This window comes from Enterococcus sp. HMSC072F02, from assembly GCF_001837725.1.
GTDB classification, from domain to species: Bacteria; Bacillota; Bacilli; order Lactobacillales; family Enterococcaceae; genus Enterococcus_B; species Enterococcus_B lactis.
Window position 1 is genome coordinate 53,200 of sequence record NZ_KV833968.1, and the last position, 26,832, is coordinate 80,031.

The following is a 26,832-nucleotide window of genomic DNA, read 5'->3' on the forward strand; positions in this document are numbered from 1 at the left end:
GTTGTTACGTAAAAGAACAAGCAGTTTTACTTGAACTTGAAAAGAAAGGTGAGAAAGAAGATGAATAAAGAATATTTTGTCCAACAAGATGCATTTTTAGAAGATTATAAAAATGTTGCGAAGGAGTCGACGATCAATATAGATGAGTTGGCGGAGCAAGTGCTCTCTCAATTGAATGAAACACAAGAGGAATATTATACGATGCCAGCAGAAGATGCGAAAGATAATGCTTCTCATCGTTTTCCTTTCAGTCGGCGTATCTACTCAGATGAAAATGACGGCACGTTGAATACGGAGTACACATATGAAGGACAGCCGTATGAACTAGAAACAGAAGATGATGTTTAAACACCGTTTATTCGGAAAAAGGGGTTATGACATTTTTGTCAAACCCCTTTTTTCTTGATTTCATTCTCTTTTTTACTACAAAAATCCTTTTAACTTTGTTGTTTAGGAAACAAAAAAATAATATAATGAAAGAAAAAGAAGGTGTAGAAATGGATAAAAGACAGCTGCTAATAGAAGAATATCTGGATTTAGCTAATGAGATTATTCATCGTAATAAACCAGAAATGGAAAAAGAATTTGCAGGATTTACGCTAAATGAACTAGAAGTGATTGAACATATCGGGAAAATCCCTGATCCTAACGTGACAAAATTAGCGAATGCTAGTTATATGACTAGAGGAGCCATCAGTAAGCTAACAAAAAAACTGATAGCCAGAGGGATCATAAACACTTATCAAAGCGAAGAGAATAAAAAAGAAATCTATTTTCAATTGACGCCAATCGGACAAAAAATAAAGAATAGACACGAGCAACTACATCAAAAATGGGTCCAGCGAGATGCTGCTGTATTTGAAAATATGTCAAAAGAAGAATTTGACACAGTATTTCGTTTTATCGGTCGATACAGAGAATTTATACGGAGTAGCAAATGAAACTAATGTTTTATATTGTAATAATAATAGGCAAAGATTATAAGCAAAAACCCGAATATCGTCGGAAGAACTGGTGCTGCGGCATAAAGCTGTCCTGCGATTAGCGGGCCGATGACGCGCGATAGAGATTGTATACTTTGGGTACCGCCCATTACAAGACCTTGCTGGTTTTCTGAAACAGAATTGGATAGTTGGCCATTGAATACAGGAGTAAAAATAGAATCGCCGAAACCATAACAGATAATCCCAAATAAAAACAAAACCGGCAGTAGAAGAATTCCAGATAATGTGATGAATAGATAGGCGAGGATTTCACTGCACATTCCTATTCTTGTGATCTGCTGTTCTGAAAATTTTTTGAGCAATCGAGGCATAATGAATAATTGCGAGACAATATCCAAGATTCCAATCAAAGAGAAGCTTAAACCAACCAACCCCGCTTTCCACTGAAAGGTGTCAATCGAAAATTGAGAAAAGATAGATTGCAGAGAGCCAGCCGCTAACCAAACAGCAAAACCGACTGTCAATAAAGGAATAACGGATGAAATCTTGAATAATTGTTGTAATTGGTGAAAAGGTCTTACATGGGAGAAACTTAAATCTACTGAACGTTTTTTTATTGGAAGGCTTTCTTGCATAAATGTGTAGCCATAAACGGCATTTAAGAAAGTAAAGAGTGCTCCAATAAATATAGGAACAGAATTTCCCAATTCAGCTAATAGACCACTTATAATAGGACCAAGCGTTGTTCCTATACCGACTAAAGCACCCATCCATCCAAAAACTTTGGTTCTTTCATTAGGTTCCGTGATGTCGGCAAAGTAAGCATATAAGGTGGAGATTTCTCCTGCTGTCAATCCTTCAATGATACGACCAAGGAACAACATCCATATCGAATTTCCTAAACCAAAAATCAAATATCCAATACTTGATCCTAATAAACTGATAATAAGGATCGGACGACGCCCGAAATGATCACTTAAGCTACCGAGAATGGGGGCAGATAAGAAGGCAGCTAGAGCATGAACAGACATGAGCAAAGTGATATAGAAAGCTTGCTGATGTGCGGAGTGGGAATAAGGAAGCACTAAAAAAGGAAGTACAGGACTGACGATAGTAAATCCTAATCCAGTGAATAAGACAGAAATATATCCAAAAACTTTAGAATGTTTATTTGTGAAACTGAACATTTAAAAAACTCCTTTATACAATAATGTTAACTCGGAAACAAAAAAAGTGTACAGTAATTTTGTTTCCTTGTCAACATTATGAGGAGCAGCGAAATCTACTTGACTTATTTATTCCGAAAAGTGAAAATGCACATCAAAAAAATAAACAAACAAAAATCAAGTAGACGACACTATAAATCTGACCGATCAGTGAAGCAATAGAAAAGAAACCTGTTCTTGCTTCCCATGTTTTTTTTACGTATACTGTGATTGAGCGGAGGAGAAATCATGTTGAATTTAGAAAAATACTTAAGTGCTGGACAAACAGTCATATCTAATCTTTTACTTAAAAATTATCATAGGATCGGTCTGCAATCTGAAGAATTTTTATTTGTTCTACAGTTGCACATGGCACAGCTTGAAGGAGATACTTTCCCTGATTTGCAGATGATTGCTATAGATATGGGAATCAAACAAGACCAGATTTTTCAAATACTGGATCGTCTCGTAACAAATGGATTTATCAAGATAGAAACGACGAATGTCAATGGTAAAAAAGCAGATCGATATAATCTTTACCCTATTTATGATCAATTAGGTGAGTATTTAAAAACACAAGAAAAAAAATACGAAGAAAAAATACAAGAAAAAGAAATCCAGTCAGTGTATCAATTATTTGAACAAGAATTTGGACGCCCGCTTTCTTCGATCGAGTTCCAGCGGATTGGTCAATGGCTAGAAGAAGACCATTATCAGCCGGAAATTTTGAAGCTAGCACTACGGGAAGCCGTATTGAATCAGGCTTATAGTTTTAATTACATTGACCGCATTTTGCTATCGTGGGAAAGAAAAAATCTACGTACAAAACAGCAAGTAGAAGAAGACCAAAAACGAAGGAAACAGCAACTTCTTCAAAGAGAAGTAGAACAGCCGACTCAACAAGAAGAATTGCCAAAAGTTTCGCTGAAAAATTGGTTGGAGGAGTAGCAGAATATGTTAAGCAAACAAAAGACGATGGAAGCTCTAGAAACGATGTATGAAATGTTCCCAGAAGCACACGGAGAACTGAAACACAATAATCCATTTGAGTTATTGATTGCAGTGATCTTAAGTGCCCAAGCGACAGATGTATCAGTAAATAAAGCAACGCCAGATTTGTTTGCCTCCTTCCCGACACCTGATGCATTAGCAGATGCTTCAATCGATGAAATCATCCTCAAAATAAAAACGATTGGTTTGTATCGTAACAAAGCAAAAAATATCAAAGCGTGTGCGCAGCAGCTGATTGAACGTTTCGACGGACAAGTACCAACGACAAGAGAAGAATTGATGTCTCTTCCTGGCGTGGGCAGAAAAACGGCAAATGTCGTATTAGGAGATGCATTCGGGATACCAGCAATCGCAGTAGATACCCATGTTGAGCGTGTTTCAAAACGACTGAGGATCTGCAAACTAGATGCCTCGGTCATGGAAGTAGAAGAAACACTGATGCGGAAAGTGCCGCAAGAATTATGGGTAAAGACACATCATACACTGATTTTTTTCGGTAGATATCATTGTACAGCAAGAAATCCTAAGTGTGAGGTGTGTCCTTTGCTATCAATATGTCAAGATGGGAAAAATCGGATGCGCCTAAAAGAAAAGACGCTAAAAAAGAAACCACGCCTGTAGACGTGGTTTCTTTTTTCTATCTGTTTCCAGAAGCTGAGGTGCTACTGGATGGTGTATGGTCATTTGCAGCATCCGCTTCGCTAGTTGCTGGTTCACTGGAAGAAGGAAGAGTAGATGAAGACGGCGTCGAGCTTTCTTCAGATGAAGAAGAAGGAACCGTCGTTGATGACGCTGGCTCACTTGTCTCTGCTGTCGTGCTTTCTGTTGAGGACTCAGCGGTTGATTCACTTTGACTAGTAGAGCTAGTTTGAGTCGTCGTCTCTGTTGTTGAGCTTTCAGGAGCCTGGACATAGCTGGAAGAAGGAATAGTTGTTGATGGCGCAACTGTATTTGATTTCACTGTATATTGATCCTTATAGTACAGTTCACCGCCCACACGAATCAAACCGCTTGGCATCTCCCAGTCTGTATTTGTCACGTTAGCTGAAACATATTGCATAAGCTCGCGATAAACATCAGAGGCCACGTGTGACGATTCTGAAGTGACAGGTGTCATTTTCTTGTTGTAACCTGTCCACACGGAAATCGAATAATTTGGTGTATAGCCCGCAAATAGGATATCTGGATATACACCAGAAGAAATACCAAGTTTCGCATATTCGTCATCTGTATAATTTGATGTTCCGGTCTTACCGGCTTGATATAACCCAGCGATTTGCGCATTCGTACCAGTACCTTCAGTGATTGTATCTTTTAAAATGTCTGTGATCATATAAGCTGTTTCTGGAGACATGGCTGTTTTTCCATCAGGTTCATAAGTTTCTTCTGTACCGTCTTGGAAGACGATTTTATTAACATATTGAGGTTTGTAATAGGTTCCTCCATTGGCGAAAGCCGCATAGGCTGCTGCCATTTTTAAGGAAGAAGCTCCGTATTTTGTCCCATCTTGTTCTTCCGTATTACTAGAGATCGCATTCGATTGATGGATCGTGCTGTATTCGATCCCAAGATTTTTTAAGAAAGAAGCCACTTTATCTGAACCGACTTCATTGAATAATTTGACTGCTGGAACATTACGGGATAAGTAAAGTGCTTGGCGTAAAGTAATGGTGCCCATATATTGATTATCCCAGTTTCCTACAGGAGTAGAAGTGCCTTCATAGTTATACGGCGCATCAGTGATAGTTTTTCCAGTAGAATATTTCAAATATTCAAAAGCTGGTCCGTAATCTGTGACAGGTTTCATCGTAGAACCAAAATCACGGGAAGTATTCACTGCTAAGTTGTTGCCTAAAGTCACGTCTTCTGCGATGTGACGCCCGCCAATCTGGGCTTTGACTTTCCCAGTATTTGTGTCGATAAGCGTGGAGGCAACTTGCATCTCGTCGTCTGGATAAGAGACATACTGATCCGTATTGACGATATCATATAGTTTCTTTTGAGCATCCAGATCCAAATTCGTATAAATCTCTAAACCGTCTGTGTAGACATTCTTATCTGTTTTTTCTTGTACTTCATTGATGACTTCTTTGACATAATTATCGACGATCTTAGTGTTGTCATCAGATTGAGTTAGCTCTTGCAAACCATCCGTTACCGGTACATTGACAGCTTGATCATATTCTGTTTGAGAGATTTTTTCGTTTTGAAGCATCGTATACAAAACAGTATCTCGTCTTTTCTTCGCCTGATCGGGATAAACATAAGGATCATAGGCAGAAGGGGCTTGCGGCATTCCAGCAAGCAATGCTGTTTGTGGTAAAGAAAGTTCTGATAGTTTCTTACCAAAGTACATCTCAGAAGCTGTTTCCATCCCGTACAAACCATTTGACATGTACACTTTATTTACGTAGTAGGTCAAAATTTCTTGTTTCGATTTTTTCTGTTCCAATCTTACAGCCATCCACGCTTCTTGAGCCTTACGTTTCAGGGTCTGATCCTCGGCGCTGGTGGAGAAGAAGGACAGTTTGATCAATTGTTGTGTCAAAGTACTTCCGCCTTGTAGACCGCCAGAGGTGAAATTAGAAAGGGCAGAACCGATGATCCGAATAGGGTCAACCCCGATATGTTTATAAAAACGCCGATCCTCTACTGACACGATCGCATCTTCCAATGTTTTCGGTAATTCATTTGCAGAAATCTTTTCTCGCTTTTCCGCACCTAGATCTTCGAATAATTCGCCATCTTGTGTATATAATTTGGAAGATACGGTAGCGTCCAATTTTTTATCTGTCAATTCGGGTGCATCTTTTGCGTAATACCAGAACAGTCCTACACCTGCTAAAAAGAGGATACAGAAAAACGAGAGGATGCCTAAAAGGATTTTAATAAATAATCCTTTTTTATATGGTCCAGAAGTCTTCCCAGAACCCTTGCCAGAATTCTTCTTCACACTCTTTTTAGGAGTAGGCTGTTTCTGTCGTCTAGAGCTTCTAGTTTGTTCATTTGCCATTCTTGCTTTCTCCTTCAATAGATAATGTTGATAAATAGAAGTCAACCGCGTCCAAATAAGGAATCCGCGGAGAAATACCAGTTTTGATCTCTATTCCTAGTTCTTCGATCAATGATAAAGGCAGTGATTTGCGTCCTTTTTCCTTTTGAGCATCCCAGTAAGCAATCAAATGAACACTATTCAAATAAAAACAGCGTTTCAATGTCGAAAACCATAATAAGACAAAGCAGACTCCTTTTTGTTCGAGGCATGCTTTCATGTGTTCGATTTGATGGGCATGGAAGTTTTTAAAGGGAAACGATGTTTTGTTCTTGGTTTCTTTTGCTTCAAAGTCCAAGTAAAAGCCTCGATAGACGCCATTATAGTCTGTGGTTGAGGCTTGGGTAAAGTAGGCTTCTTTGATTACAGCAGCGCTTCTCTTAGGATAGTCTACTTTCACGATTTGGATAGGGGTAGGCTTTTTATGGATAACTGCCAACCCGCGGGAAAGATAATACTCATTACTTTCATTGATTGCTTCTTCAAAGCGCATCCCCCGATTGCCGAATTCGGTGATTTGTTTTCTTTTTTCTTGAATTTTTTCGACGGGAGAGGCATTCTTATAATAAGGTTGGCCGTTTGGATAGCGCAATACCATCTTTAATCACACTCCTAGGCCACATTATAGCAAAAAAGCAGATAGAAAGAAAAGGAATCTGAGATGGATAAGTCAAAAGTAATCTATGTGTCTGGGTATCGAAGTTTCGAACTCGGTGTTTTTAAAGAAAATGACCCTAAAATCCAAGTTGTTAAAAATGTTTTAAAAAGGGAACTCCGCCAGTTAGCAGAAGAAGGGGTGGAATGGGTACTTGTCAGTGGGAATTTGGGCGTTGAACTATGGACCGTGCAAACAGTAGCGGAATTGAAAGAAGAATATCCGGAACTTTCCATTGGTATTTTGTATCCTTTTGCTGATTTTGGTAATAACTGGAATGAAGGGAACCAAGAGAAAAAACAATTAGCAGAGCAATTAGCAGATTATGTCGAAGCTGTTAGCCATCAACCCTACCAATCACCTAGTCAGCTAAAGAATCATACTCGTTTTATACTTGAACATACAGTAGGCTGTCTGCTGATCTATGATGAAGAATTCCCTGGGAAAACGAAGTATTTTTTTGAAGATGCACAGAATTACCAAGCGGATCATCCCTACGAAATTCGGCTGATCAGCATGGACGATCTTCAAAATTTTAGTGAATAATCGATATTGTGTTTGATTTATCAACTTTTTTCCTATACAATGAAAAAGGTAGAAATGTTATTACGTAAATGAAAACTAGAGGTGTAAATATGGCGAATTTGGTTTATAGTCCTAAAGACATTTTACAACAAGAATTCAAAACAAAAATGCGCGGCTATGATCCCCTTGAAGTTGATGAATTCTTAGACAATATCATCAAAGATTATGAAACTTACAGCAAAGAACTCCTTGCTTTACAAGAAGAAAACGATCGATTGAGTGCAAAAGTAGCTCAATTATCTAAAACTCAAGGAGCAGCTCAAACACGTGTGCAGCAAACAGAAGTACCGAAGAGCGCAGCAGTAACCAATTTCGATATCTTAAAACGCTTGTCAAACCTTGAACGTGAAGTATTTGGTAAAAAGCTTGATCAACAAGCAAGTGCAGTTAAACCAGCACAACCTAATCCAAATAACTACACAAATGCAGATACAAGCTTAGATGATAATGAAAAAACACGTCAATTTTAATTTTTGACTAATGAATTTGCGGTTTTCGGGTAATCGCGGTCTGACTTGATCAGGCTGAGGAAAGTCCATGCTCGCACAGGCTGTGATGCCTGTAGTGTTCGTGCTTAGCGAAAACATAAGCTAAGGTACTCTTTGGAGTAACGGCAGGAAAACAAGCTAAGGCTTCGGCTATGCTTAAGTATCCTTGAAAGTGCCACAGTGACGAAGCGGCTGGGGAAACCCATCCGGTGGAACGCGGTAAACCCCTCGAGCGAGCAACCCAAACAATGGTAGGGGCGCTTTTTGTTTGGAAGAAGAACAAGACAAAAAGGCAGTACAACTGCAGATAGATGGTTACCACTTTGCTTTTTCTCCCTGGAAAAGCAAAGTACAGAACATGGCTTATAGAAAACCGCAAACATCAGGGAATAAGGTCGTGACAAAAGTATTTTGTTCTTATTACAAAACAGACTTTTGTGTCACCGGTTATTCGGAGTTTGAGTAAAAGCGTGGGGTAGGACTGACTGATGTCCCACCCCCCCTTTTTTTATAAATAAGGAGATTATGTATGGAAAAAAACAGGAAATTCAACCTCGTCGCAACTGCGGCAAGCGGTCTCGAAGCACTGGTTGGTAAAGAATTAAGAGATCTTGGAATTGAATGCCAAGTTGAGAACGGACGTGCACGATTTGAAGGAACAATGGAAACAATCGCTACAGCTAATTTATGGTTACGTACAGCAGATCGAGTAAAAATCGTGGTTGGGGAATTCGATGCGTATACGTTTGATGAATTGTTTGAAAACGTAAAAGCATTGCCTTGGGAAGATTTTCTTCCACTAGATGCAGCTTTCCCTGTAGCTGGAAAATCAATCAAGTCGAAACTATATAGTACGCCTGATTGCCAGGCAATCACAAAAAAAGCAATCGTTGAACGTCTTCGCACGTATTATCATCGTCCAGCTTCTGTTCCGCTGACGGAAACAGGCGCACATTTCCAATTGGAAGTAGCTTTGCTGAAAGACCATGTGATGCTAACTTTGGATACGACAGGACCAAGTTTATTCAAACGTGGTTATCGCTTAGAAAAAGGTGGTGCACCATTGAAAGAAAACATGGCGGCCGCGCTTGTGATGCTGACAAATTGGCGGAAAGATCGTCCATTTTATGATCCTGTATGTGGTTCAGGTACGCTTTGTATTGAAGCAGCCTTAATAGGCCATAATATCGCACCAGGATTTAATCGTGAGTTTGCTTGCGAATCTTGGGACTGGTTCAGTCAGGAAATCATGGAAAATGTTCGATCAGCTGCAGAAGAAAAAGCAGATTATGATATTGTATTAGATATTACTGGTTCAGATATCAATGGACGAATGATTGAAATTGCCAAAGCCAATGCTGAAGAAATCGGACTAGGCTCTTCGATTGTCTTTAAACAACAAGCAGTGAAAGACTTCAAGACAGATAAAGAATATGGGGTCATCGTTGCTAATCCGCCATACGGAGAACGACTAGGAGAAGAAGAAACCGTTCGAAAATTATATAAAGAAATGGGCGATGTATTCCGTCCATTAAAAACATGGAGTAAATATATCTTGACTAGCGACTTAGCGTTTGAGGAATTTTACGGACAAAAAGCAACCAAAAAAAGAAAATTGTATAATGGTGCTTTGCGTACGGATCTGTTCCAGTATTGGGGAACTCGTCCGCCTAGAAAAAAAGAGAAAGACGAATAATCTGACTAATTGATTCATTCAATTGGATGTTTGGAGGAATAGGGAATGAAAGAAAAAGAGTTTTTACAAGAAGTAAAAGAAATCAATCTTCTACAACAAGCTTTAGGAATCCTCGATTGGGATACACAAACAGGTATGCCAGAAAAAGCTAGTGAATACCGGAGTGAAGTAGATAGCTATCTTTACAGTATTTATTTTTCAAAAAAGATCGGTCCAAAAATTAAAGAAGCCATTCGCTATTTTTCTGAACATCCGGAAGAATTATCGGAAGTCGGAACGTCCGTTTTTGACAAAGTAAAAGAAGAGTATGATTTAGAACATCGCGTACCGGAAGATCTCATGAGAAAATATACAGCTGCTGTTTCTTCCGCTCATGGTCAATGGCAAAAAGCTAGAGAAACACAACAGTTTTCTGATTTTCAAGAATCATTGAACCAAAATATCGAATTGACAAAACAATTGATACCTTATTGGAAAAAAGAAGAAAAGACAGATTATGATGTTCTACTTAACCAATATGAACCTGGGATGACTGTTGAAATCCTCGATAAGGTATTTGATCAACTCAAAGAAGGAATTCTTACGATCCGCCGTGCGCTCCAAGAAAAAGGGACGGAACCTGAAACAGACTTCTTAAATCGGAGAATGACAAAGGAACAACAGAAGAGATTTGTAGTAAAAGTGATCGAACAACTTGGTTATGATTTTAGTCGTGGTCGTCTAGATGACACTGTCCACCCATTTATGACTGGAATCAATCCAAATGATGCACGGATCACGACACGCTGGAACGAAACAGATTTCAAAATGGCTGTTTTTGGAGTGATCCACGAGGCTGGTCATGGAATGTATGAACAAGACATCGATGATAAATATGCTTATACACCGGTTTATCAAGGCACATCAATGGGTATTCATGAATCACAATCGTTGTTTAATGAGATCATTGTGGGAAGTAGTCGCAGCTTCTGGAAAAAGCAATATCCTTTCTTCCAGGAATGTGCAGAAGGAACATTCGATGATATTCCTTTTGACAAGTTTTATCGTTCATTGAAACATACACAATCAAGTTTGGTTCGTATCGAGGCAGACAGTTTGACTTACCCTCTCCATATCATCATTCGTTATGAAATCGAAAAAATGATTTTCAATGAAGGCGTAGGTGTTGCTGAATTACCTGAAATATGGAATCAAAAATATGAAGAGTATCTGGGAATACGACCAACAAATGATGTGGAAGGTATCCTACAAGACGTTCATTGGTCGGGTGCAAGCTTTGGTTATTTTCCATCTTATGCATTGGGGTACATGTATGCGGCACAATTACTTCATTCTTTGCAGCAAGAAATAGATGTGGAAAATGTTCTAGCGTCAGATGATTACTCTCCAATCAAAAATTGGATGTCAGAGCATATCCATCAATATGGTGCATCTAGAAAGCCAAATCAATTGATTATGGATGCAACGCATGAACCACTTAATCCGCAATATCTGATCGATTACATGAGAGAGCTATATTTCAATGTATATCAAGTAAAATAAAACCTATTTATAAAGATAGCTGGAATTCATCTAATCGATTAGATGTTTTCAGCTATTTACTTAAGAAAGAAGTGGACTGGATGGATAAATTACAAGTAATCGCTGATTATAGCATGGAAAAATTAGCACATGATCAAACGGGACATGGAAGCGATCATACCAAAAGAGTCGTCAAGCTAGCAGAGAGAATTTTGGATACGGAACCGCAGGCAGACCGTTTTGTGACGCTTGCAGCAGCTTACTTGCATGATACGATTGATGATAAAGTCGTTAAAGATGAGAACGAAGCAAAGCAACAGCTTCGTGTATTTCTTCGCTCTTTGCCAATCACAGAGGAACAGATTTCAATGATTTTTGCCATTATCGAAAATATGTCCTTTTCTAAAAATCTCTCTGAAGCAGTCGAACTATCTTTGGAAGGGAAGATCGTTCAAGATGCTGATCGTATCGAAGCGTTAGGAGCAATCGGCATTTTGCGAACTGCTTATTTCGGTGGAGGACACGGACACCCGATTTTTGATTCTGAACTGTATCCACAAACATTCAAGGATAAAAAAAATTACCGAAAAGGCACGACAGTGATCAATCATTTTTATGAAAAACTGTTCTTGTTACCTGATAAAATGAACACTGATTACGGATACAAAGAAGCCAAACGTAGAGAAGGCTTTATGCGTGAATTTTTAGAAGAATTTTTTCTAGAGTGGTCTATTGACGATCCATCTTTCACACCAGAAAATTGGATCAAAAATAACAAAAAATGATGGAGATTGTGACCGAGGAGTTGGCAGGAGAACACCGTTTATTCGGAAGAAGGGACTGTGATAAGACATTTATCACAGTCTTTTTTCAAATTCAATATAAATATTTTGTGAAAAAATGATCAGATAATAAGATTAAAAATTGCTGATAAATAAAGATGAAAGCTTTTTGCTTATTTTTTTATTTTTTATTGGTCTATGCGATAAATAGTTTAAAAATTCAGAATATACTAGATTTTATCTAGCTAGCTTCCAACAATGGTTTTGTTGTGTTTTCTTTCTAGGTAAATCAATATACCACCATTATTTAAAAGTTAACTTTTCATACTATCCAAGTTCTTGGAAAGTAAAAAGATGCAGTAAATAAAAAATATGGTTAAATAACTCTCATAATTAATGTAAGCGTTACCAATCGTGTGGCATACTTGCTTCGTAGATGAATGACAAGATATATGTTTGGGATGTTCTGCAAGACAGATGAATATGGAGGTGGAGACCATGTCTTCCAAAGAGTTAATGACGTATTTGGAGAGAGAATTGGAGCAACTGAAAGAAAAGGGATTGTACAACACGATCGATATACTAGAAAGCGAAAATGGTGCTTGTATCATCGTAGACGGAAAAAAGATGATCAATCTGGCATCCAACAATTATCTCGGGTTTGCCAATCACAAAGAATTGAAGAAAGCATGTATTGAAGCAACTGAAACTTATGGCGTAGGAGCAGGTGCAGTCCGAACAATCAATGGCTCGCTGAAGATCCATCAACAATTAGAAGAAAAAATCGCAGAATTCAAAGGGACAGAAGCTGCAATCGCCTTTCAATCTGGATTCAACTGTAATATGGGCGCTATCTCTGCAGTAATGACAAAAGAAGATGCTATCTTATCGGATGAATTAAACCATGCATCTATCATTGATGGATGTCGTTTATCCGGAGCAACAATCATCCGAGTCAAACATCAAGATATGGAAGACCTTGAGAATAAAGCAAAGGAAGCCGTAGAAAGTAAGAAATATAAAAAAATCATGTATATCACAGATGGGGTTTTCTCCATGGATGGAGACATTGCACGATTGCCGGAAATCATCCCAATCGCCGAAAAATATGGACTCATCACCTATGTAGATGATGCGCACGGCTCAGGTGTAACTGGAAAAGGTGCAGGAACCGTCAAACATTTTGGATTAAGCGACAAAATTGATATGCAAATGGGTACGTTATCGAAAGCTGTAGGTGTTGTTGGGGGTTATGTAGCTGGTTCAAAAACACTGATTGACTGGTTGAAAGCCAGAAGCCGGCCATTTCTATTTTCTACCTCGCTAACTCCTGGAGCAGCTGCATCTGCGTTGGCTTCGATCTTTTTGATGCAAGAACATCCGGAACTTGTCGAAAAAGTTTGGGAAAATGCTAATTATTTTAAAGAAGAATTGAAAAAAGTCGGCTATAACATCGGTGTGTCTGAAACACCTATCACTCCAGTTATTTTAGGAGATGAAAAAGTGACTCAGACTTTCTCTAAGAAACTGATCGAACATGGGATTTATGCTAAACCAATCGTTTATCCAACTGTTCCTCTGGGGACAGGTAGAATCAGAAATATGCCGACTGCGGAACATACAAAGGAAATGCTTGATGAAGCAGTAGCGATTTATCAAAAAATAGGAAAAGAAATGGAAATTATTTAACTAATTTATTTTTTTCGCATATTTAAAATTAGAGAACATGTTCACGCATATATTGTTAATCATCTGAAGATAGTAGTAAAAAAAGATCAGGGAGGATCATCATGAAAAAAGTATTGGTGACAGGATGTTTAGGACAAATTGGTTCAGAGTTGATCACGCGGCTACGTCAAGAACTAGGCAGTGAAAATGTCATTGCGACAGATATACGCATGCCTGAAGTCATTGGGAAAAACGATATCTTTGAGATCCTAGATGTAATGGATTACGAAAAAATGCGCAGCATAGCAGAACAATATCAAGTGGACACATTGATCCATTTGGCTGCTCTTTTGTCAGCTGTTGCAGAAGCAAAACCACAGTTAGCATGGGATTTGAACATGACTGGGCTGGTCAATGCATTGGAAGTCGCTAGAGAATTCCAGCTGAAATTTTTTACGCCAAGTTCAATCGGCGCGTTTGGTCCAAATACTCCAAAAGATCATACCCCACAAGACACTCTTCAGCGCCCTACAACCATGTACGGGGTAACGAAGGTAGCTGGAGAACTACTATGTGATTATTATTATGTGAAATATGGCGTAGATACTCGTGGTGTCCGTTTCCCTGGATTGATTTCTTATGCGACCTTGCCAGGAGGCGGTACGACAGACTACGCAGTCGATATTTATTATTCAGCAATCAAAGAAGGAAAGTACACTAGTTTTATTGATCAAGGTACATCAATGGATATGATGTATATGCCAGATGCGATCGATGCCATTATAAAGCTCATGAACGCAGACCCTAATCGACTAGTTCACCGAAACGCCTTTAATATATCGGCAATGTCTTTTGAGCCTGAAGAAATCAAAGCATCTATTCAAAAAATCATACCAGATTTTGAAATGGATTACGATGTCGATCCTGTGCGTCAATCGATAGCAGAATCTTGGCCAAACTCACTAGATGTTTCTTGTGCGCAAGAGGAATGGGACTTTTCACCAAAATACGATTTAGATGCAATGACAAAGGATATGTTGGAAAAACTGAGAGAAAAATTAGCAGAGACGGTATAAAACAAGAACTATAGCCAAAAAGGTTTCTATACTTTTTGGCTATGGTATGTAAGGAGGTAAGTAATGGAAGAATATCAAGCCACGCCAATAAAGGAAGTAAAAACGGAAAATGAATTGAAGCGTACGATGGGTTTTTTCACTGCTTTATCGACTGTTATGGGCACAGTGATCGGTGCAGGGGTGTTTTTCAAAGCCGCAAGCGTAGCAGAAGTAACAGGTACCGTCAGTTTGCATATGTTTTCCTGGTTTCTAGGTGGTGTGATTTCTGTTTGTGCAGGACTGACAGGAGCTGAATTGGCTGCGGCTATTCCTGAAACAGGCGGGATGATCAAATATATCGAACGGATTTATGGAAATACAGCAGCATTTTTACTTGGCTGGGCTCAAGTCGTGATTTATTTTCCAGCAAATGTAGCAGCCTTGTCGATCATTTTCGGTACACAGTTCGTCAATTTATTTGATCTTTCCCAGTCGATGATTGTTCCTGTAGCTGTTACAGCTGCTGTATCGATCATGCTGATCAATTTTTTAGGTTCTAAAGCTGGAGGAGCTTTTCAGTCGATTACGCTTGTCTGCAAACTCATTCCTTTGTTTGTGATCGTTATTTTTGGTTTATTCAGACAAGAAGGAGTAGACTTCCAACTGTTTCCGATCCAAGCAGGAGAAAACCTTTCATTTTTCTCTGCTTTGGGAGCTGGCTTACTAGCAACGATGTTCGCATACGACGGTTGGATACACGTAGGAAATATTTCGGGAGAATTGAAAAAGCCGGCGAAAGATTTGCCAAAAGCCATTTCTTTAGGAATCATCGGAATCATGATCGTTTATTTATTAGTAAATGCGGTTTTCTTAAAAACTGCGTCTATCGACGGAGTCGTAGGAAACAGCAATGCGGCAAGTGATGTTGCAAAAATGATTTTTGGCGGCTTTGGTGGAAGACTAGTCACAGTTGGTATCTTGATTTCTGTTTATGGAACTATCAATGGCTATACTCTTACTGGAATGCGTCTTCCTTACGTTATGGCAAAAGAAAACAACCTGCCTTTTAGCAAGCTTTTTGCTAAACTTCATGATAAAACTAAAGTTCCTGTAGCCGCGGGTATCTTAGAGCTAGTCATCGCTATTGGCATGATGATGGTCGGTGGTTTTGATACACTAACAGATATGCTGATCTTTGCCATTTGGATTTTTTATACGATGGTCTTTGTTGGTGTCATCCTTCTTCGTAAAAAAGAACCTGATCTGATTCGACCATATAAAGTTCCAATGTATCCGTTTATCCCATTAGTAGCAATCATTGGAGGAACCTTTATTGTATCAAGCACACTTATCACTCAAACTTTTTTAGCTTCGATGGGGATTGCATTGACACTTGCTGGTGTCCCGTTTTACCTTTATTTGAAACGTAGATAGCAAAAAATGATTTGAAATTCATTGGAAACAAACTTTTGACCATAAATACCCGTTAAGAAATTAAGTCATTTCTACCAAGGAGGATCTTATGGAAATAAACTGGTTGCAAGAAGCACAAAAGAGAAAAGAGATGTTGCTAGAGGATTTAAGTGAATTGCTACGCATCAATAGTGTAAGGGATATCGAACATCAGACAGATGAATATCCACTAGGTGCTGGTCCTGCTTTAGCATTGAAAAAAGTACTGTCATTTGGGGAAAGAGATGGCTTCAGAGTTAAAAACATTGATAATCTAGCCGGACATATAGAATATGGGGAAGAAACAGCAGAAGCACTTGGTATCTTAGGACATGTAGATGTCGTACCGCCAGGAGAAGGGTGGGCAACTGATCCGTTCGAACCAATCGTCAAAGAAGGGAAATTGTTCGCAAGAGGTTCAAGTGATGACAAAGGTCCTTGTATTGCTGCCTATTATGGGATGAAAATTATCAAAGAACTGCAATTATCAACATCGAAAAAAATTCGATTCATTTTCGGAACAGATGAAGAGAGTGAGTGGATAGGTATCCATCATTATATGGAAAAAGAAGAAATGCCAGCATTTGGATTTTCGCCAGATGCCAATTTCCCAATCATTAATGGTGAAAAAGGGATTTTATCTTTCGAGCTGAGTTTTTCTTTGAAGGAAGAAAAGGCAGACAAAATGCAACTGAAAAGATTCTCTTCTGGTTTGCGTGCAAATATGGTACCAAGCGAGGCAATAGCCGTCTTGGAAATTCCTGATTTGGAAAAGTTATCTTCTTTAGAAGCTGGATATACAAAATATCTAGATGACAAAAAATTGAAAGGGACTTTTGAATATAAGGAAGGAGAAGCATCCTTCGTTCTGTATGGAAAAGCTGCACATGCCCAAGAACCAAAATTTGGTATCAATGCGGGAACTTATCTCGCCGACTTTTTGCATCAATATCCATTAGACAGCTCAGGATCTGCTTATCTTTCTGTCATTGCCAATTATCTGCATGAAGACTTTAATGGGCATCGGTTAATGGTCGATTATGAAGGTGACGTGATGGGAAAAGTGACTTCAAGTGCTAATGTATTCATTTATCAGCAAGAAGGAGAGAAAAAGATCATTCTTAATATTCGTCATCCAAAAGGGATTACAAAAGAAAAAATTCAAGAATCCTTGCTGACTGTCCTTCAAAATGAATCAGTATCAATTTCGATAATTGGAGATATCAAGACTCCGCATTATGTTTCAGGAGATGATCCATTCATCCAAACATTATTGTCTGTTTACGAAAAACATACTGGGGAAAAAGGTTATGAACAAACAATTGGTGGAGGTACGTATGGACGAATCTTGGAAAAAGGATGTGCGTACGGTAGTTTATTTCCTGGTAGAGAAAATGTAATGCATCAGCCAAATGAATATATGTACGTAGAAGATATCTTGAAAGCAACAGCTATTTACGCTGAAGCAATCTACCGTTTGGTTAAATAAACGTATTCATAGAAAAAACGTTACCAATCAGTCGTAACTATTTTCACACTCGTAACGTTTGTATCCTTCAGTAAAAAAGAATATTCATGAAAGTTTGAAAGATTGCAGAGAATAAGACGGCAATTTCCTTGAAGTAAAGAAGCTTCTAAAAATAAAAATGAACCAGATGATAGAAAAAGCTTGTTTTTCTTTCATCTGGTTTGAAAAAGGAGGAGAATAGATGCCAAAAGAAAAACATTCTAGATTAGATAAAGTGTTAGATACAGTAGAAAAACTAGGGAACAAGGTGCCCCATCCAGCTATTATATTCTTAATTTTGATCGTTATTGTAGGAGTACTGTCTCATATTTTTTATCTAATGGGTCAACACGTTACGTTTGATGCTATTAATGCTGAAACAGGAGCACTAGAGCTTACTACTACACATGTAAAAAGTTTGTTGAGTGGTGAAGGGATCCGTTTTATGTTGACTTCGATCGTCTCAAATTTGATGAGCTTTCAGGCTCTTGGAGTCACTTTAGTGGCGATGGCAGGCGTAGGATTGTAGGATTTGCAGAAGAGGTTGGCTTAATCGGTGCGATGATTCGAAAGCTGGTAAAGGTAGTACCAAAATCTAGTCTGACAGCGGTACTAGTACTTCTTGGCGTAATGTCGAGTATTGCCTCTGATGCTGGGTATCTAGTATTGATTCCATTAGGTGCAGCAGTATTTTATAAAGTCGGGCGGCATCCTTTAGCAGGTTTATCTGCGGCCTTTGCAGGTGTTTCAGGAGGATTTGGTGTCAACTTAGTTATTACGCCAGTGGATGGAATGCTTACCGAAATATTAAATGATGCAGTACATATCATTTATCATTAATCCATCCTATTCTGTTGATTTAATGGCAAATTTTTATTTTTCGATTGCATCAACCATCTTAGTAGTGATTGTTTCCACTATCATTAACGAAAAACTCATTGAACCTCGCTTAGGAACTTTCCAAGAAAAAGGAATGATTGCTAACGATGAGATTACCGATGAATCGAAAGGCTTACATTGGGCTTTTTGGGGATTTACAGTGGTACTGGCATTTATCGTGTTGATTACGATACCAAGTGGTGCCCCACTTCGCCATCCTGAAACTGATGAATTGATTGGTTCTACACCTTTTATGGATAGTTTAATCGCTTTGATCTTGATTTCATTTTTGATTCCAGGGATATGTTTTGGAAAGGCAGTTGGAAAAGTCAAATCCAGTTTGGATGTAGTAAATCCGATTATTAAAGTATTCAGCAACTTAGGCGGGATGATTTTCTTATTGTTAATCATTAGCCAATTCATTTCATATTTCAATTTTACTAATTTAGGTACTGTTTGGGCAGTCAATTCAGCCACAATTATTGAAGATATGAATTTGAGCAGCTTAGCCTTGTTACTTAGTTTCTTAGCACTAGCACTTATTCTTGATTTTATTTTAGTGGGAGCGATACCAAAATTTGCTATTTTAACCCCAATATTTGTTCCATTACTCTATCAGTTGGGAGTAGCTCCAGAAGCTGTTTTGGCTGCTTATCGAGTAGCTGATTCTCCTGTCAATATTATCACGCCACTGATGCCGTATTTTGCTTTGATCGTTACATTTGCCACGAAATATCAAAAGAAAACCGGTGTCGGAACGATTATTTCCATAATGCTACCACATGCTGTAAGTCTAACTATCACATGGATCATTTTATTTATTCTCTATTATGTATTCCAGCTACCGCTAGGACCAGGGATCGGTATGCATTTGAATTGAGAAAACAGGCAGAAACCGGGTTCAACCGATTTCTGCCTGTTATTTTGCTTTGCGTAAGAGAAATATTCGGCGTACACTGCGATAAATATTTAATAAAACCAAGCAACCAGAAATGAAAATGGGAAGCCAAATCAGATAGACAGGGTAGCCAATCATTTTAGACAAAGCATGTGGAGTCATTTTATCCATTTCAAAAAGCGCTTGCTGCCAAGTCTGAAGGTTGAAGACAAGCATGAAACCTGAAATAATCAGGAGAATAAATCCTAAATAATGAATCGTAGTTCTTTTTCTTACATAAGCAATTGTTGCATAAAGGAACAGTAAAAAAATAGGTACGCCAAAAACAAAGTACATATTCAGCATCTCGACACCCCCTTTGAGTTTATCTTACTTTACTTTGAAAGAAATGAGAAATAATAGCCTCGTTACTTGCTTGAAACAGCAAAGGACTGCTAAGATAAGGGAGATACAAAGAATCAAGGAGGAGTCACATGGCAAGTTATATCGAACCGATTCGTTTTGCGCTGGTTGTTTTTCCATTTTTAGCCTTAGCGATTTCATCTGTTTTTTTTATTTATGAATATCGAAAGTATGGAACATTTCTAGTAACAAGGGCAGTTATTTTGTATTCCTTTGTTTTCTATTTATTGTGTGCATACTTTCTGGTAATCTTACCACTTCCGGCAAAGGAGACGGTTGCCCAAATGACAGGACCAAAGATGGAGCTGCATTTATTTGCTTCATGGCAACATTTCAGAGACAACACGGTATTGGTATTATCTGAACCTAGTACCTATCTGCCGGCGATGAAGCAGAGTGTGTTTTTGGAACCAGCTTTTAATGTTTTATTACTCATACCATTTGGCATTTATTTAAGATATTATTTCCGGCTTTCCTTTATGAAAACGATGATTGCTAGTTTCTGTCTATCACTATTTTTTGAGCTGACGCAGCTAAGTGGCCTTTATTTTATCTACCCAAGACCATACCGCTTATTTGATGTGAATGATTTAGTGACAAATACATTGGGTGGAATCATTGGTTTTGTTGCTACGCCGTTATTTACATTTATGCTTCCTACGAGAAGACGGATGGATGAACTTTCTTATGAAAAAGGAAAAACTGTCTCGTTGACACGACGTTTGGTCGCTTATTTGATCGACTGGACATTTTTATCTATTGTCAATTTTATCGCAGCGATTTTCTTTAAACTTGCGTTCGATTCAGGGACAGTTACTTCTCATATCTGGTGGCTTTTATTGGAAGTAGGGCTATACTTTATGATTGTACCGTTTATAACCAATGGATGGACACTTGGGAAAAAAGTTGTACGCATCCGCTTGGTGGAGCAAGACCGCGAGCGAATTTCTTTGAAAGCATTGATCATCCGCTATGGGTATCTATATTTTCTTTTTTATGGTTTAAGCTGGTTGGGGCAGTTGCTTCAGCAAATCATGAATTCGACAACGAATACGGTGTTGCAGATGAGTGCAGTATTCATTTCTCTCGGTGTCTTGCTACTGCAAGGTATTTTTATTTTAAATATCTTGCTATCATTTTTGAGAAAAAAACGGATTCTGTTTTATGAAAAAGCTAGTCACACATATACCGTTAGCACGATTACTCAAACAAAGGATGATGATTCTCGAAATTAGCTGAGCAAAAATACTTTGTCTATGTTATAATGCCAAAGTCGTGATAATTTAAAGAGAAGAGGTGCACGAATGAATAATTTTGATATATTTCGCTTCAAACCATTTATCAATGAAGCGTTAGCCGCAAAGGGCTTCAAACAGCCCACAGAGGTCCAGGAACGTTTGATTCCTTTAATTGCAAAAGGAAAAAATATCATTGGGCAATCTCAAACTGGTACAGGAAAAACACATACGTTTTTGTTGCCGTTGTTTGAAAAAATCAATGCAGATAAAGAGGAAGTACAAGTTGTTATTACAGCTCCAAGTAGAGAACTGGCTGCACAAATTTATGAAGCAGCTACACAAATCGCTAAATTTTCTACACCGGAGATCCGTGTTTCGAATTTTGTCGGGGGGACAGACAAACAGCGTCAGTTAAACCGTCTGCACCATCAGCAGCCACAGGTCGTAGTAGGCACGCCAGGTAGAATATTAGACATGATGAATGAACAAGCGTTGAAGATTCACACAGCATTTGCATTTGTTGTTGATGAAGCGGATATGACATTGGATATGGGTTTTTTAAATGAAGTAGACCAAATTGCAAGTCGGTTACCAGAAAAATTGCAGTTCTTAGTCTTTTCTGCCACTATTCCAGAAAAACTGCGTCCATTCTTGCGAAAATATATGGAGAATCCAATCATTGAAGAAATCAAGCCGAAAGCAGTTATTTCTGAAGATATCGAAAATTGGCTGATCTCAACAAAAGGTAAAGATGAGAATCAAATGATTTATCAACTGCTGACGATTGGTCATCCTTATTTAGCAATCGTATTTGCCAATACAAAACAGCATGTGGATGAAATTGCTGATTATTTGAAAAACCAAGGATTGAAAGTAGCAAAGATTCACGGGGACATCACACCAAGAGAGAGAAAACGAGTGATGCGACAAGTACAGAATCTGGAGTATCAATATGTTGTAGCGACTGATTTAGCTGCTAGAGGAATCGATATCGAAGGTGTTTCTCATGTTATCAATGCAGAAATCCCGGAAGATCTGGACTTCTTTATCCATCGTGTCGGACGTACTGGACGTAATGGTTTAAAAGGAACGGCCATTACGTTGTATTCACCAAACGATGAACAAGCCATTGATGCGATCGAGAAATTAGGCGTCTCATTTGAACCGAAAGAAATCAAAAATGGTGAAATCGTTAAAACATATGATCGTAATAGACGTACCAAACGAGAAAAATCAAAGGATGTATTAGACCCAACTCTGATTGGACTTGTGAAGAAGAAAAAGAAAAAGATCAAGCCTGGTTATAAGAAAAAAATCGATTGGGCAATTGCAGAAAAAAATAAAAAAGAACGCAAAATCGAACGCAGACAGCAAAGTCGTATTGCTCGTAAAAATAAGAAAAATTCGCATAAATAAAAAACAAGAGATTGTGACACGCCTTTTGTCACAGTCTCTTGTTTTTAAGCGAGACTTTTTTCCATTCCGATACAAAGTACTTCATCTTCAATAAAAGGTTTCGTGCAAGTATGATACCCTTGTTTTTCATAAAAATCTACAGCCGTCATTTCAGCTACTACATAACTAGTCTGACAACCTTCTGACATCGCCCGTTTTTCTGCAGCTTCAAGCAACTGACCGCCTAACCCTTTTCCTCGGTATTCTTTTGCTACGCAAAAGCGTTCTGGCTTGAAGCAAGTAGGTGTTTTCTTTTCATAACGCAATGTGGCTACTGGTCTTTTTTTATCAAGAAATAGATAATAGTTTTGTTGCGGGATATCTTTTCCGTCGAATTCTAGTTCTGCAGGAATTCCTTGTTCTAATACAAAAACTTGATATCTCAAAAAGCAGCTAGCTGCGCGGATCCATTCATCTGCGCCAACTATTTTTTTCATCATATTCCTCCTTATCATGAATAACAGAGATGTATTGATTTCTTTATCCTTATCGTACCAAAAAATATGGAATATGACCAAAAGGAAATAAAAATAGGTAATTGAGATATTGACAGTGATTGACAGAATGCGTATACTTATTAAAGTACGAAAAGGACATGATTTGTTTTTTTAAGACTCACAGAAAATTCTTTCTTGGCTGAAAAAAGAATAGTCACTAATCAAATTGCTCCCTTTTTCTATTTTGGTAGAAATACCGACGCAGCTCAGCGTTATCGAGTTTAAGAGGTAATGATTACACATCATTGCAATCAAGGTGGTACCGCGAGTTTTCGTCCTTGGCTGTAATGGTGTTTTTTTGTATTTAATTTATAGAAAGCAGGTAATAATGATATGAAACAATTAAGTAGTGCACAAGTTCGACAAATGTTTCTTGATTTCTTCCAATCTAAAGGACATACAATTGAACCTAGTGCGTCTTTGATCCCCGTGAACGATCCAACCTTATTATGGATCAACTCTGGTGTTGCAACATTGAAAAAATATTTTGATGGTTCAGTTGTACCAGAAAATCCAAGAATCACAAATGCCCAAAAGTCTATTCGAACAAATGATATCGAAAATGTCGGTAAAACAGCACGTCACCATACGATGTTTGAGATGCTGGGCAATTTTTCTATTGGTGACTATTTCAAAAATGAAGCCATCCACTGGGCATGGGAATTTTTGACTGATCCAAAATGGATGGCATTCGATCCAGAAAAACTTTATGTAACAGTTTATCCAAAAGATACAGAAGCAAAACGCATCTGGCATGAAGAAGTCGGTCTACCGTTAGATCACATTATTGATGTAGAAGACAACTTCTGGGATATCGGTGCAGGCCCATGTGGACCAGATACAGAAATTTTCTATGACCGAGGAGAAGCTTATAACGATTTAGCAGAAGATGATCCTGAAAACTATCCAGGAGGAGAAAATGAACGTTATTTAGAAATCTGGAACTTGGTATTTTCAGAATTCAACCATAAACCTGATAATACATTTGAACCACTTCCTCATAAAAACATTGATACGGGCATGGGATTGGAACGTATGGTCTCAATCGTTCAAGATGCGCCCACGAACTTTGAGACAGATTTGTTTATGCCTATTATCCACGCCGTAGAAAAGCTAAGCAAACAAGTAAAATATGGTGAAAACCCAGTAACAGATATCTCTTACAAAGTAATCGCAGATCATATTCGGGCCCTTTCATTTGCTATTGGCGATGGTGCATTACCATCGAATGAAGGAAGAGGGTATGTCTTACGCCGTTTGCTTCGTCGCGCGGTCATGCATGGGAAAAAATTAGGTATTGAACAAGCATTCTTATATCGTTTAGTCCCTGTCGTTGGGGAAATCATGGTAAGTTATTATCCTGAAGTACTTCAACAAAAAGAATTTATTGAAAAAGTTATCCGTACAGAAGAAGAACGTTTCAATGAAACAATCAATGAAGGATTGGAAATCTTGAATCAAGTGATCCAAGAAGTGAAAAACGAAAACGGTACGACTCTATCAGGAAAAGACATCTTCAAATTATACGACACATATGGCTTCCCAGTAGAATTAACGGAAGAAGTGGCAGAAGATGAAGGACTGAAAGTTGATCATGCTGGTTTTGAAAAAGAAATGGACGCACAACGTGAACGTGCTCGCTCTGCCCGTAGTACAGAAAAATCAATGGGTGTACAATCTGCTTTATTGACAGATATCAAAGTAGAAAGTAAATTCATCGGATACACGGAGCAAGAATCAGATAGTCAATTATTGGTCATCGTAAAAGGCGAATCTCTTCTGAATGAAATCGCAGAAGGTGAAGCTCAAATGATCTTTGACCAAACACCTTTTTATGCAGAAATGGGTGGCCAAGTAGCAGACCAAGGTTGGATCATGGATGAAGCAGGAGAAATCGTTGCAGTTGTTACAGATGTTCAAAAAGCGCCTAATGGTCAATTTATGCACACAGTAGAAGTAAAAGCACCAATGAGCGAAGGACAAACTTATCATCTATTGATCGATCAATCGATGCGCAACCGTATCATCAAAAACCATACAGCAACCCATTTACTGCACAAAGCATTGAAAGAAGTACTTGGCGAGCATGCAAATCAAGCTGGTTCTTTAGTCGCTCCTGGACATTTACGATTCGACTTTACCCATTTTGGTCAAATCACTTCAGATGAATTAGCTGAAATGGAAAGAATCGTCAACGAAAAAATCTGGGAAGCTATCCCAGTTGAAACAATTGAAACAGATATCGATACAGCCAAAAATATGGGTGCAATGGCTTTGTTTGGTGAAAAATACGGACATGACGTTCGCGTAGTCAATATTGGCGGTTGGTCAATCGAACTGTGCGGAGGCACACATGTAGCAAACACAGAAAACATCGGAATCTTCAAAATCGTTTCTGAATCAGGAATTGGTGCAGGCGTGCGACGAATCGAGGCTGTAACAAGCAAAGAAGCGTATGAACTACTTGAAGAAGAAGAAAAACAACTAAAACAAGTAGCAACAATTGTTAAATCACCTCAATTGAAGGAAGTTGTTTCAAAAGCGGAACAATTGCAACAGCAAGTAAGAGAGCTACAAAAGGAAAATGAACAATTAGCTAGCAAGTTAGCGAATCAACAAGCCGGTGATGTATTCAAGAATCCAGAAAGGATCAATGGAAAAACAATCATTGCAGCACAAGTAAAAGTGAAAGACATGAATCAGCTGCGTCAATTAGCTGACCAATGGAAACAAAAAAATATTTCAGACATTCTTGTTTTAGCAAACGAACAAGAAGGAAAAGTCAGTCTGCTAGCGGCAATGACGAAAGAATCAAATGAAGCTGGACTAAAAGCTGGCGACTTGATTAAAGCAATCGCACCGAAAGTAGGCGGTGGCGGTGGTGGACGTCCAGATATGGCACAAGCTGGTGGGAAAAATCCTGCTGGTATTCCAGATGCACTTAAAGCTGCGAAAGAATGGCTTGCGCAACAATAGACCGTTTATGTTTGATAGAAAAAAACAACTGTTCAATCATTGAACGAAACACGATCATGGGGGCGAAGACAAATAGTCTTGCCCTCATACTTTTTTCGATGGAATAGAAGAGCGCATCTAATCAAATGGTCGATTTCGGATGGTCTTTAGTTGACGAAAGTGACAGAAATTTTTACGATTAGTATAAATAAAAGGGGTGAAAAAAATGAATAGCAGAAATAAAACCTTTCGACTAGTCTTACGTGCTATCTTATTAGCAATCATCATCGTACAAGCTATGGTACCTTGGCTTGGCTTTATTCCATTAGGGTTCATTAGTTTAACGATTATTCATATTACAGTAATTATTGCCGCAGTAGTATTGGGTCCAAAAGATGGGATGGTAATTGGCCTGTTTTGGGGAATTGCTACAATTGTCCGTGCCTACGCCATGCCGACAACGCCATTTGATACATTGGTATTCACGAACCCGATTATTTCGGTAGTTCCCAGAGTGCTTGTTGGCTTAGTAGCTGGTTTGGTTTTCCACTGGATTTATCAAAAAAATAAATCAATAACGATCAGCTCGGTCTTTGCAGGGGTATTATGTTCATTGGTCAATACAGTCTTAGTGTTAGGATTCATGGGATTATTTTATACAGGTGCAACGGCAGATGCCTATGGTGTAGATTCTGCTCTTTTATTTAAAACCTTAGCAGGAGTTGCAGCAATCAATGGGATACCTGAAGCAATAGGAGCGGGAATCATAACACCATTACTAGCAAAAGCGTTATTTGCAGCAACGCCATTAAAACCAGAATAACGGCCATCTTTGAATGAATAGTAGGACGCATGATAGATGGAAAAAGGAAGAGAGGAGAGGAAAA

General features: G+C 38.5%; 25 protein-coding genes and 1 other RNA gene. 21 read left to right on the forward strand and 5 right to left on the reverse strand.

What is annotated here, in order from left to right:
- Positions 1–60 precede the first annotated feature (60 nt).
- On the forward strand, positions 61–348 hold the full coding sequence (locus tag HMPREF2731_RS10530; RefSeq protein ID WP_002309371.1) for a DUF5960 family protein: 288 nt from the start codon (positions 61–63) through the stop codon (positions 346–348).
- Between the two features lie 149 nt (positions 349–497).
- The gene (locus HMPREF2731_RS10535; RefSeq protein ID WP_029743112.1) at positions 498–941 is read left to right on the forward strand and encodes a MarR family winged helix-turn-helix transcriptional regulator; all 444 of its coding nucleotides are present in this window, start codon (positions 498–500) and stop codon (positions 939–941) included.
- 2 nt (positions 942–943) lie between these two features.
- On the opposite strand, the gene HMPREF2731_RS10540 is transcribed toward HMPREF2731_RS10535, so the two are convergent.
- Positions 944–2,131, reverse strand: coding sequence for an MFS transporter (locus tag HMPREF2731_RS10540; protein ID WP_070872920.1), 1,188 nt, complete (start codon positions 2,129–2,131; stop codon positions 944–946).
- 267 nt (positions 2,132–2,398) lie between these two features.
- On the opposite strand from HMPREF2731_RS10540, the gene HMPREF2731_RS10545 reads away from it, so the two are divergent.
- Together HMPREF2731_RS10545 and nth are read left to right on the forward strand one after the other, a co-directional pair.
- Positions 2,399–3,097 carry a DnaD domain-containing protein gene (locus HMPREF2731_RS10545; RefSeq protein ID WP_002313799.1) on the forward strand — a complete coding sequence of 233 codons (699 nt, stop codon included), beginning with the start codon at positions 2,399–2,401 and terminating at the stop codon, positions 3,095–3,097.
- A 6-nt stretch (positions 3,098–3,103) separates the two neighbouring features.
- On the forward strand, positions 3,104–3,781 hold the full coding sequence (nth, locus tag HMPREF2731_RS10550; RefSeq protein ID WP_002309365.1) for an endonuclease III: 678 nt from the start codon (positions 3,104–3,106) through the stop codon (positions 3,779–3,781).
- Between the two features lie 16 nt (positions 3,782–3,797).
- Here nth and HMPREF2731_RS10555 read toward each other — a convergent pair whose 3' ends face one another.
- Together HMPREF2731_RS10555 and recU are read right to left on the reverse strand one after the other, a co-directional pair.
- Complete coding sequence (locus HMPREF2731_RS10555) at positions 3,798–6,173, reverse strand: PBP1A family penicillin-binding protein (RefSeq protein ID WP_070872921.1); 2,376 nt, start codon at positions 6,171–6,173, stop codon at positions 3,798–3,800.
- Complete coding sequence (recU, locus tag HMPREF2731_RS10560; RefSeq protein WP_002309362.1) at positions 6,163–6,810, reverse strand: Holliday junction resolvase RecU; 648 nt, start codon at positions 6,808–6,810, stop codon at positions 6,163–6,165. The genes HMPREF2731_RS10555 and recU overlap by 11 nt, the downstream gene beginning before the upstream one ends.
- 63 nt (positions 6,811–6,873) lie before the next feature.
- Here recU and HMPREF2731_RS10565 point away from each other — a divergent pair, with 63 nt between their 5' ends.
- The 13 genes from HMPREF2731_RS10565 (at position 6,874) to HMPREF2731_RS15395 (ending at position 19,380) form a co-directional block, all read left to right on the forward strand.
- Entirely contained in the window at positions 6,874–7,413 is a 540-nt protein-coding gene (locus HMPREF2731_RS10565; RefSeq protein ID WP_002309361.1) for an SLOG family protein, read from the forward strand.
- An 89-nt stretch (positions 7,414–7,502) separates the two neighbouring features.
- Entirely contained in the window at positions 7,503–7,922 is a 420-nt protein-coding gene (gene gpsB / locus HMPREF2731_RS10570; protein WP_002313798.1) for a cell division regulator GpsB, read from the forward strand.
- A 21-nt stretch (positions 7,923–7,943) separates the two neighbouring features.
- An RNA gene (rnpB, locus tag HMPREF2731_RS10575) (RNase P RNA component class B) lies at positions 7,944–8,311 on the forward strand.
- Positions 8,312–8,469: 158 nt separating this feature from the next.
- Positions 8,470–9,636 carry a THUMP domain-containing class I SAM-dependent RNA methyltransferase gene (locus HMPREF2731_RS10580; protein WP_002309357.1) on the forward strand — a complete coding sequence of 389 codons (1,167 nt, stop codon included), beginning with the start codon at positions 8,470–8,472 and terminating at the stop codon, positions 9,634–9,636.
- Positions 9,637–9,681: 45 nt separating this feature from the next.
- A complete protein-coding gene (locus HMPREF2731_RS10585) occupies positions 9,682–11,178 on the forward strand; it encodes a carboxypeptidase M32 (RefSeq protein ID WP_002309354.1) in 1,497 nt (498 codons plus the stop codon).
- Positions 11,179–11,258: 80 nt separating this feature from the next.
- The gene (locus tag HMPREF2731_RS10590; protein ID WP_002313797.1) at positions 11,259–11,942 is read left to right on the forward strand and encodes an HD domain-containing protein; all 684 of its coding nucleotides are present in this window, start codon (positions 11,259–11,261) and stop codon (positions 11,940–11,942) included.
- 495 nt (positions 11,943–12,437) lie between these two features.
- Positions 12,438–13,628 (forward strand): glycine C-acetyltransferase, encoded by a 1,191-nt coding sequence (locus tag HMPREF2731_RS10595; protein ID WP_070872923.1) that lies wholly within the window; start codon positions 12,438–12,440, stop codon positions 13,626–13,628.
- A 101-nt stretch (positions 13,629–13,729) separates the two neighbouring features.
- On the forward strand, positions 13,730–14,683 hold the full coding sequence (locus tag HMPREF2731_RS10600) for an L-threonine 3-dehydrogenase (RefSeq protein ID WP_002309349.1): 954 nt from the start codon (positions 13,730–13,732) through the stop codon (positions 14,681–14,683).
- A gap of 63 nt (positions 14,684–14,746) precedes the next feature.
- A complete protein-coding gene (locus HMPREF2731_RS10605) occupies positions 14,747–16,096 on the forward strand; it encodes an APC family permease (RefSeq protein WP_070872925.1) in 1,350 nt (449 codons plus the stop codon).
- Positions 16,097–16,184: 88 nt separating this feature from the next.
- Positions 16,185–17,603, forward strand: a complete 1,419-nt coding sequence (gene pepV, locus HMPREF2731_RS10610) for a dipeptidase PepV (RefSeq protein ID WP_070872927.1) — start codon at positions 16,185–16,187, stop codon at positions 17,601–17,603.
- Positions 17,604–17,823: 220 nt separating this feature from the next.
- Positions 17,824–18,150, forward strand: coding sequence for an AbgT family transporter (locus HMPREF2731_RS15385; RefSeq protein ID WP_256337601.1), 327 nt, complete (start codon positions 17,824–17,826; stop codon positions 18,148–18,150).
- 32 nt (positions 18,151–18,182) lie between these two features.
- Positions 18,183–18,461 (forward strand): AbgT family transporter, encoded by a 279-nt coding sequence (locus HMPREF2731_RS15390; protein WP_256337602.1) that lies wholly within the window; start codon positions 18,183–18,185, stop codon positions 18,459–18,461.
- Positions 18,436–19,380, forward strand: a complete 945-nt coding sequence (locus HMPREF2731_RS15395; protein ID WP_256337603.1) for an AbgT family transporter — start codon at positions 18,436–18,438, stop codon at positions 19,378–19,380. The genes HMPREF2731_RS15390 and HMPREF2731_RS15395 overlap by 26 nt, the downstream gene beginning before the upstream one ends.
- 39 nt (positions 19,381–19,419) lie before the next feature.
- Here HMPREF2731_RS15395 and HMPREF2731_RS10620 read toward each other — a convergent pair whose 3' ends face one another.
- A complete protein-coding gene (locus HMPREF2731_RS10620) occupies positions 19,420–19,743 on the reverse strand; it encodes a hypothetical protein (RefSeq protein ID WP_002313792.1) in 324 nt (107 codons plus the stop codon).
- Between the two features lie 128 nt (positions 19,744–19,871).
- On the opposite strand from HMPREF2731_RS10620, the gene HMPREF2731_RS10625 reads away from it, so the two are divergent.
- Together HMPREF2731_RS10625 and HMPREF2731_RS10630 are read left to right on the forward strand one after the other, a co-directional pair.
- Complete coding sequence (locus tag HMPREF2731_RS10625; RefSeq protein WP_070872928.1) at positions 19,872–21,035, forward strand: VanZ family protein; 1,164 nt, start codon at positions 19,872–19,874, stop codon at positions 21,033–21,035.
- Between the two features lie 69 nt (positions 21,036–21,104).
- Entirely contained in the window at positions 21,105–22,454 is a 1,350-nt protein-coding gene (locus HMPREF2731_RS10630) for a DEAD/DEAH box helicase (RefSeq protein ID WP_002309341.1), read from the forward strand.
- A 44-nt stretch (positions 22,455–22,498) separates the two neighbouring features.
- On the opposite strand, the gene HMPREF2731_RS10635 is transcribed toward HMPREF2731_RS10630, so the two are convergent.
- Positions 22,499–22,930, reverse strand: coding sequence for a GNAT family N-acetyltransferase (locus tag HMPREF2731_RS10635; protein WP_002309339.1), 432 nt, complete (start codon positions 22,928–22,930; stop codon positions 22,499–22,501).
- A gap of 393 nt (positions 22,931–23,323) precedes the next feature.
- On the opposite strand from HMPREF2731_RS10635, the gene alaS reads away from it, so the two are divergent.
- Together alaS and HMPREF2731_RS10645 are read left to right on the forward strand one after the other, a co-directional pair.
- A complete protein-coding gene (gene alaS / locus HMPREF2731_RS10640) occupies positions 23,324–25,966 on the forward strand; it encodes an alanine--tRNA ligase (protein ID WP_002313789.1) in 2,643 nt (880 codons plus the stop codon).
- Between the two features lie 205 nt (positions 25,967–26,171).
- A complete protein-coding gene (locus HMPREF2731_RS10645; protein ID WP_070872930.1) occupies positions 26,172–26,768 on the forward strand; it encodes an ECF transporter S component in 597 nt (198 codons plus the stop codon).
- Positions 26,769–26,832 lie beyond the last annotated feature (64 nt).

Excerpts from the sequence above, each read along its gene's own strand:
- HMPREF2731_RS10530 (WP_002309371.1), top strand. The coding sequence starts at position 61 with ATGAATAAAGAATATTTTGTCCAACAAGATGCATTTTTAGAAGATTAT.
- HMPREF2731_RS10535 (WP_029743112.1), top strand. The coding sequence starts at position 498 with ATGGATAAAAGACAGCTGCTAATAGAAGAATATCTGGATTTAGCTAAT.
- HMPREF2731_RS10540 (WP_070872920.1), bottom strand. The coding sequence starts at position 2,131 with ATGTTCAGTTTCACAAATAAACATTCTAAAGTTTTTGGATATATTTCT.
- HMPREF2731_RS10545 (WP_002313799.1), top strand. The coding sequence starts at position 2,399 with ATGTTGAATTTAGAAAAATACTTAAGTGCTGGACAAACAGTCATATCT.
- nth (WP_002309365.1), top strand. The coding sequence starts at position 3,104 with ATGTTAAGCAAACAAAAGACGATGGAAGCTCTAGAAACGATGTATGAA.
- HMPREF2731_RS10555 (WP_070872921.1), bottom strand. The coding sequence starts at position 6,173 with ATGGCAAATGAACAAACTAGAAGCTCTAGACGACAGAAACAGCCTACT.
- recU (WP_002309362.1), bottom strand. The coding sequence starts at position 6,810 with ATGGTATTGCGCTATCCAAACGGCCAACCTTATTATAAGAATGCCTCT.
- HMPREF2731_RS10565 (WP_002309361.1), top strand. The coding sequence starts at position 6,874 with ATGGATAAGTCAAAAGTAATCTATGTGTCTGGGTATCGAAGTTTCGAA.
- gpsB (WP_002313798.1), top strand. The coding sequence starts at position 7,503 with ATGGCGAATTTGGTTTATAGTCCTAAAGACATTTTACAACAAGAATTC.
- HMPREF2731_RS10580 (WP_002309357.1), top strand. The coding sequence starts at position 8,470 with ATGGAAAAAAACAGGAAATTCAACCTCGTCGCAACTGCGGCAAGCGGT.
- HMPREF2731_RS10585 (WP_002309354.1), top strand. The coding sequence starts at position 9,682 with ATGAAAGAAAAAGAGTTTTTACAAGAAGTAAAAGAAATCAATCTTCTA.
- HMPREF2731_RS10590 (WP_002313797.1), top strand. The coding sequence starts at position 11,259 with ATGGATAAATTACAAGTAATCGCTGATTATAGCATGGAAAAATTAGCA.
- HMPREF2731_RS10595 (WP_070872923.1), top strand. The coding sequence starts at position 12,438 with ATGTCTTCCAAAGAGTTAATGACGTATTTGGAGAGAGAATTGGAGCAA.
- HMPREF2731_RS10600 (WP_002309349.1), top strand. The coding sequence starts at position 13,730 with ATGAAAAAAGTATTGGTGACAGGATGTTTAGGACAAATTGGTTCAGAG.
- HMPREF2731_RS10605 (WP_070872925.1), top strand. The coding sequence starts at position 14,747 with ATGGAAGAATATCAAGCCACGCCAATAAAGGAAGTAAAAACGGAAAAT.
- pepV (WP_070872927.1), top strand. The coding sequence starts at position 16,185 with ATGGAAATAAACTGGTTGCAAGAAGCACAAAAGAGAAAAGAGATGTTG.
- HMPREF2731_RS15385 (WP_256337601.1), top strand. The coding sequence starts at position 17,824 with ATGCCAAAAGAAAAACATTCTAGATTAGATAAAGTGTTAGATACAGTA.
- HMPREF2731_RS15390 (WP_256337602.1), top strand. The coding sequence starts at position 18,183 with ATGATTCGAAAGCTGGTAAAGGTAGTACCAAAATCTAGTCTGACAGCG.
- HMPREF2731_RS15395 (WP_256337603.1), top strand. The coding sequence starts at position 18,436 with ATGCAGTACATATCATTTATCATTAATCCATCCTATTCTGTTGATTTA.
- HMPREF2731_RS10620 (WP_002313792.1), bottom strand. The coding sequence starts at position 19,743 with ATGCTGAATATGTACTTTGTTTTTGGCGTACCTATTTTTTTACTGTTC.
- HMPREF2731_RS10625 (WP_070872928.1), top strand. The coding sequence starts at position 19,872 with ATGGCAAGTTATATCGAACCGATTCGTTTTGCGCTGGTTGTTTTTCCA.
- HMPREF2731_RS10630 (WP_002309341.1), top strand. The coding sequence starts at position 21,105 with ATGAATAATTTTGATATATTTCGCTTCAAACCATTTATCAATGAAGCG.
- HMPREF2731_RS10635 (WP_002309339.1), bottom strand. The coding sequence starts at position 22,930 with ATGAAAAAAATAGTTGGCGCAGATGAATGGATCCGCGCAGCTAGCTGC.
- alaS (WP_002313789.1), top strand. The coding sequence starts at position 23,324 with ATGAAACAATTAAGTAGTGCACAAGTTCGACAAATGTTTCTTGATTTC.
- HMPREF2731_RS10645 (WP_070872930.1), top strand. The coding sequence starts at position 26,172 with ATGAATAGCAGAAATAAAACCTTTCGACTAGTCTTACGTGCTATCTTA.